The following is a 5041-nucleotide window of genomic DNA, read 5'->3' as shown; positions in this document are numbered from 1 at the left end:
CTCGCGCGCGGCGCGGCGCCCGACGAGCCCGGCCACGGCGGACAGGTCGGCGGCGGATGCCGTGGCCCCGCGCAGAGCGGCGGCCACGAGCTCGCCGCGCCCCAGGCCCAGCACGTGCCCGACGAGCAGCTCGGCGTCGACGCCCGGCGAGGGGACGCCGGCATCCACCAGGGTCGTCGTCACGGCGCGCAGGACGTCGGTCAGGGGCGCGGGGGCGGCGGGGTTCGTGGCCATGGGCGGGTTCCAGGGTAGCCCCCGATCTTCGTCACATTCCGACACGCCGCGGCGCCCACGCCTACGCTGTACCCGACAGCATCGAATCCGAAAGGCCCCCGCATGCCCGGCATCCACTCCGACATCACGACGGCGTTCGGCAACACGCCGCTCGTCCGGCTCAACCACGTCACCGACGGCGCCGGCGCCGAGGTGCTCGCCAAGCTGGAGTTCTTCAACCCCGGCTCGAGCGTCAAGGACCGTCTCGGCATCGCGCTCGTCAACGCGGCCGAGGCCGCCGGCGACCTCGCCCCCGGCGGCACGATCGTCGAGGCGACCAGCGGCAACACCGGCATCGCGCTCTCGCTCGTCGGCGCCGCGCGCGGCTACCGCGTGATCCTCACGATGCCTTCCTCGATGTCGAAGGAGCGTCGCGTGCTGCTGAAGGCGTTCGGCGCCGAGCTCGTGCTCACCGACCCCGCGCTCGGCATGAAGGGCGCCGTCGCCGAGGCCGAGCGCATCGCGGCCGAGACCCCGGGCGCGATCCTCGCGAAGCAGTTCGAGAACGAGGCCAACCGCCTCATCCACCGCACCACCACCGCCGAGGAGATCTGGCGCGACACGGACGGCGACATCGACGTGTTCGTCGCCGGCGTCGGCACCGGCGGCACCATCACCGGCGTCGGCCAGGTGCTCAAGGAGCGCAAGCCCGACGTGCGCGTCGTCGCGGTGGAGCCGTCGGCGTCGCCGCTGCTGTCGACCGGGACGCCCGGGCCCGCGAAGATCCAGGGCATCGGCCCGAACTTCGTGCCGCCGATCCTCGACACGAGCGTGTACGACGAGGTCGTGACGGTCGAGTTCGAGGACGCCATCGCCACCGCGCGCGACGTCGCCGCCCGCGAGGGACTGCTCGTCGGCATCTCCAGCGGCGCCGCGGTCTGGGCCGCCCTGCAGCTGGCCGCGCGCCCCGAGAACGCCGGCAAGCGCATCGTCGTGGTCACCCCCGACACCGGGGAGCGCTACCTCTCGACGGCGCTGTTCGACGACCTGCGCGAAGACTGACGTGTCGGTCTGGAGCCGCGTCCGCGAGGATCTCGCGGCGGCGAAGCTGCGGGATCCCGCGGCGCGGTCCAGCCTCGAGATCGCGCTCCTCTACCCGGGTCTGCACGCGGTGTGGGCGCACCGGGTGTGGCACCGGCTGTGGCGGCGCGACCTGCGCTTCGTCGCGCGCGCGGGCTCCCAGCTGACGCGCTGGCTCACCGGCATCGAGATCCATCCGGGCGCCACGATCGGCCGGCGGTTCTTCATCGACCACGGCATGGGCGTCGTCGTCGGCGAGACCGCCGAGGTGGGCGACGACGTCATGCTCTACCACGCCGTGACGCTCGGCGGCCGCACGCGCGACGGCGGCAAGCGGCATCCGACTCTCGAGGACGGCGTGGCGGTCGGAGCGGGCGCGAAGATCCTCGGGCCCATCACGATCGGCGCCGGGACCGTCGTCGGCGCGAACGCCGTGGTCACGCACGACGCGCCGCCGGACTCGGTGCTCGTCGGGGTGCCCGCCAAGCCGCGCCGGCGTCTCGGCAACGAGGACACGCGCGCGCTCCTCACCGCGCCCGAGTACCACATCTGACGCGGGTCCCGCCGGCATCCACTCGTCGCGGGCCCGCGGCGCTTCGTCGGAGAATCGCGCGTCGTCGGACCGGTTGCGCGCGGATCGTCCGAAGAACCGCAGATCTCCGACGAACGGATGCGGCGCGCGGCCTCACCGCTCGTCGCGGCGCTCCTCGACCTTCTTGCGGATGAGGAGCACGGGCAGCAGCAGGGTGGCGAGCGCCGTGACCACCCACACGAGCACCGGCGCGAGCACCCACGTCATCGCGTCGGCGATGGTCAGGCCGGATCGCGGCAGCAGCACGACGACCAGCAGCGCGACGAACGTCGACACGATCCCGATGCCGCCGAGGAGCACCGGGGCGTTGCGCTGCGCGACGCGCGCGAGCCACGGCGCGAGCACGCTCTGCAGCACCGCGAAGATGACGATCGCGAGGAGGAACCCCCACCAGTCGGCCCAGTCGATGCGGAAGCCGGGCAGCACGAGGTCGGCCACGATCAGGCCGACGGCCGCGGACGCCAGGAAGATCAGCGAGCGGATCAGGAACATGATCATGAGGAGACCTTAGCCCCGACGCACGCCGTCGGTCAGGCGTCGGAGCCGAGCGCGGCCAGGCGCGCCTCCTCGTCCGCGGCGATCGCGGACTCGATGATCGGGTCGAGCGCGCCGTCGAGCACCTGGTCGAGGTTGTACGCCTTGTATCCGGTGCGGTGGTCGGCGATGCGGTTCTCGGGGAAGTTGTAGGTGCGGATGCGCTCCGACCGGTCCATGCCGCGGATCTGGGATCTGCGGGCGTCGGACGCCGCGGCGTCCAGCTCCTCCTGCTGCTTCGCGAGCAGCCGCGCCCGGAGCACGCGCATGCCCGCCTCGCGGTTCTGCAGCTGCGACTTCTCGTTCTGCATCGAGACGACGATGCCGGTCGGCACGTGGGTGATGCGCACCGCGGAGTCGGTGGTGTTCACCGACTGGCCGCCCGGGCCCGACGAGCGGAAGACGTCGATCTTGAGGTCGTTCGGGTCGATCTGGATCTCCTCGGGCTCGTCGACCTCGGGGAAGACGAGCACCCCGGTCGTCGAGGTGTGGATGCGCCCCTGCGACTCGGTCGCCGGCACGCGCTGCACGCGGTGCACGCCGCCCTCGTACTTCAGGTGCGCCCACACGCCCTGCGCGGGGTCGGAGCCGGAGCCCTTGATGGCGACCTGGACCTCCTTGTAGCCGCCGAGGTCCGACTCGCTGCGCTCGAGCAGCTCGGTCTTCCATCCCTTCGACGCGGCGTACTGCAGGTACATGCGCAGCAGGTCGGCGGCGAACAGCGCGCTCTCGGCGCCGCCCTCGCCCTGCTTGATCTCGAGGATCACGTCGCGCGCGTCGTCGGGGTCGCGCGGGATCAGCAGGCGCCGCAGGCGCTCGTGCGCCTCGGCGAGCTGCTCCTCGAGCCCCGGCACCTCGGCGGCGAACGCCTCGTCCTCACGGGCGAGCTCGCGCGCGGCCTCGAGATCGGCGGATGCCGCGACCCACGCGTCGTGGGCCGCGACGATCTTCGACAGCTCGGCGTAGCGCCGGTTGACCCGCCGGGCACGCGCGGCGTCGGCGTGCACGGCGGGGTCGGAGAGCTCCTCCTGGACGGCCTTGTGCTCCTCGAGCAGTCCTCGGACCGAGTCGAACATCGCGGGCTCGCTCATCGCGGAGGGGACGGCTCAGCGGATGCCGTTGTCGTGACCGTGCCCGTGTCCGTTGCCGTGACCGGTGGCGGGCGCGGGGATCGACTTCTGCATCTGCACGAGGAACTCGACGTTCGACTGCGTCTCCTTGAGCTTGCCGAGCACGACCTCGAGCGCCTGCTGCGGGTCGAGGCCGGCGAGCGCGCGGCGGAGCTTCCAGGTGATCTTGACCTCGTCGGGCGAGAGCAGCATCTCCTCGCGGCGCGTGGAGGACGCGTTGACGTCGACGGCCGGGAAGATGCGCTTGTCGGCGAGCTGGCGCGAGAGGCGCAGCTCGCTGTTGCCGGTGCCCTTGAACTCCTCGAAGATGACGTCGTCCATCTTGGACCCGGTCTCCACGAGCGCCGTGGCGAGGATCGTGAGCGATCCACCGTTCTCGATGTTGCGCGCCGCGCCGAAGAAGCGCTTCGGCGGGTAGAGCGCGGAGGCGTCCACGCCGCCGGTGAGGACGCGGCCCGAGGTCGGCGCCGAGATGTTGTAGGCGCGGCCGAGGCGGGTGATCGAGTCGAGCAGCACGACGACGTCGCGACCGAGCTCGACCAGGCGCTTGGCGCGTTCGATCGCGAGCTCGGCGACGGTCGTGTGGTCCTCGGCGGGGCGGTCGAAGGTCGAGGCGATGACCTCGCCCTTGACGGTGCGCTGCATGTCGGTGACCTCTTCGGGGCGCTCGTCGACGAGCACGACCATGAGGTGCACCTCGGGGTTGTTGATCGCGATGGCGTTCGCGATCTGCTGCAGCACGATCGTCTTGCCGGCCTTGGGCGGCGCGACGATCAGGCCGCGCTGGCCCTTGCCGATGGGCGCGACGAGGTCGATGATGCGCTGGGTGAGCTTCTCGGGCGCGGTCTCGAGGCGCAGGCGCTCCTGGGGGTACAGCGGCGTGAGCTTGCCGAACTCGACGCGGCTCGCGGCGTCGTCGACCGACAGGCCGTTGACCGCGTCGACCTTGACGAGCGCGTTGTACTTCTGACGCCCGGACTGCTCGCCCTCGCGCGGCTGCTTGATCGCGCCGACGACGGCGTCGCCCTTGCGGAGGTTGTACTTCTTGACCTGGCCGAGCGACACGTAGACGTCGCTGGGGCCGGCGAGGTAGCCGGTCGTGCGCACGAAGGCGTAGTTGTCGAGGACGTCCAGGATGCCGGCGATCGGGACGAGGACGTCGTCCTCGCCGATCTCGGTCTCGAACTCGTCGCCCTGACCGCTCTGGCCGCGACGCTTGTTGCGCTGACGGCTGCGCGGGTTGGCGGAGCCCTGGTCGTCGTCGGCCTCGGCCTTGGCGGGCTCGCCGCCGGTCTGACCGTTCTGGGCGTTCTGACCGCTCTCGGTCTTCTGGTTGCGGTTGCGGTTGCGGTTGCGCGAACGGCTGCGGCTGCGGCTCGGGGTCTCGCCCTCGGCGGCGGTCTCGCCCTGCTCGGCGGTGGCCTCGGCCGCGGCGCCGGCATCGGCCGGCGTCTGGGTCGCGGCGTCGGTCGGCTCGCTCGCGGCGGCGTCG

5 protein-coding genes and 1 pseudogene are annotated in these 5041 nt (G+C 72.0%); 2 read left to right on the top strand and 4 right to left on the bottom strand.

The window, feature by feature from the left end; translation table 11 throughout:
- Positions 1-234, bottom strand: a pseudogene (locus WML84_RS12785) (peptide chain release factor N(5)-glutamine methyltransferase); the annotation flags it as partial.
- A 102-nt stretch (positions 235-336) separates the two neighbouring features.
- Here WML84_RS12785 and cysK point away from each other — a divergent pair.
- The gene (gene cysK / locus WML84_RS12780) at positions 337-1275 is read left to right on the top strand and encodes a cysteine synthase A (RefSeq protein WP_347346522.1); all 939 of its coding nucleotides are present in this window, start codon (positions 337-339) and stop codon (positions 1273-1275) included.
- A gap of 1 nt (position 1276) precedes the next feature.
- Complete coding sequence (gene epsC / locus WML84_RS12775; RefSeq protein WP_347346521.1) at positions 1277-1846, top strand: serine O-acetyltransferase EpsC; 570 nt, start codon at positions 1277-1279, stop codon at positions 1844-1846.
- 132 nt (positions 1847-1978) lie between these two features.
- Here epsC and WML84_RS12770 read toward each other — a convergent pair whose 3' ends face one another.
- The 3 genes from WML84_RS12770 to rho all read right to left on the bottom strand — a co-directional run.
- Positions 1979-2383, bottom strand: coding sequence for a hypothetical protein (locus tag WML84_RS12770; protein ID WP_347346520.1), 405 nt, complete (start codon positions 2381-2383; stop codon positions 1979-1981).
- Positions 2384-2415: 32 nt separating this feature from the next.
- Positions 2416-3495 (bottom strand): peptide chain release factor 1, encoded by a 1080-nt coding sequence (prfA, locus tag WML84_RS12765; protein WP_347346523.1) that lies wholly within the window; start codon positions 3493-3495, stop codon positions 2416-2418.
- A 30-nt stretch (positions 3496-3525) separates the two neighbouring features.
- A partial coding sequence (gene rho / locus WML84_RS12760) for a transcription termination factor Rho (RefSeq protein WP_347346519.1) occupies positions 3526-5041 on the bottom strand: 1516 nt, incomplete at its 5' end.

It is taken from the genome of Microbacterium sp., from assembly GCF_039812165.1.
Classification (GTDB): domain Bacteria; phylum Actinomycetota; class Actinomycetes; order Actinomycetales; family Microbacteriaceae; genus Microbacterium.
The sequence above is the reverse complement of the archived record's forward strand: the minus strand, read 5'-3'. Positions and strand labels throughout refer to the sequence as shown.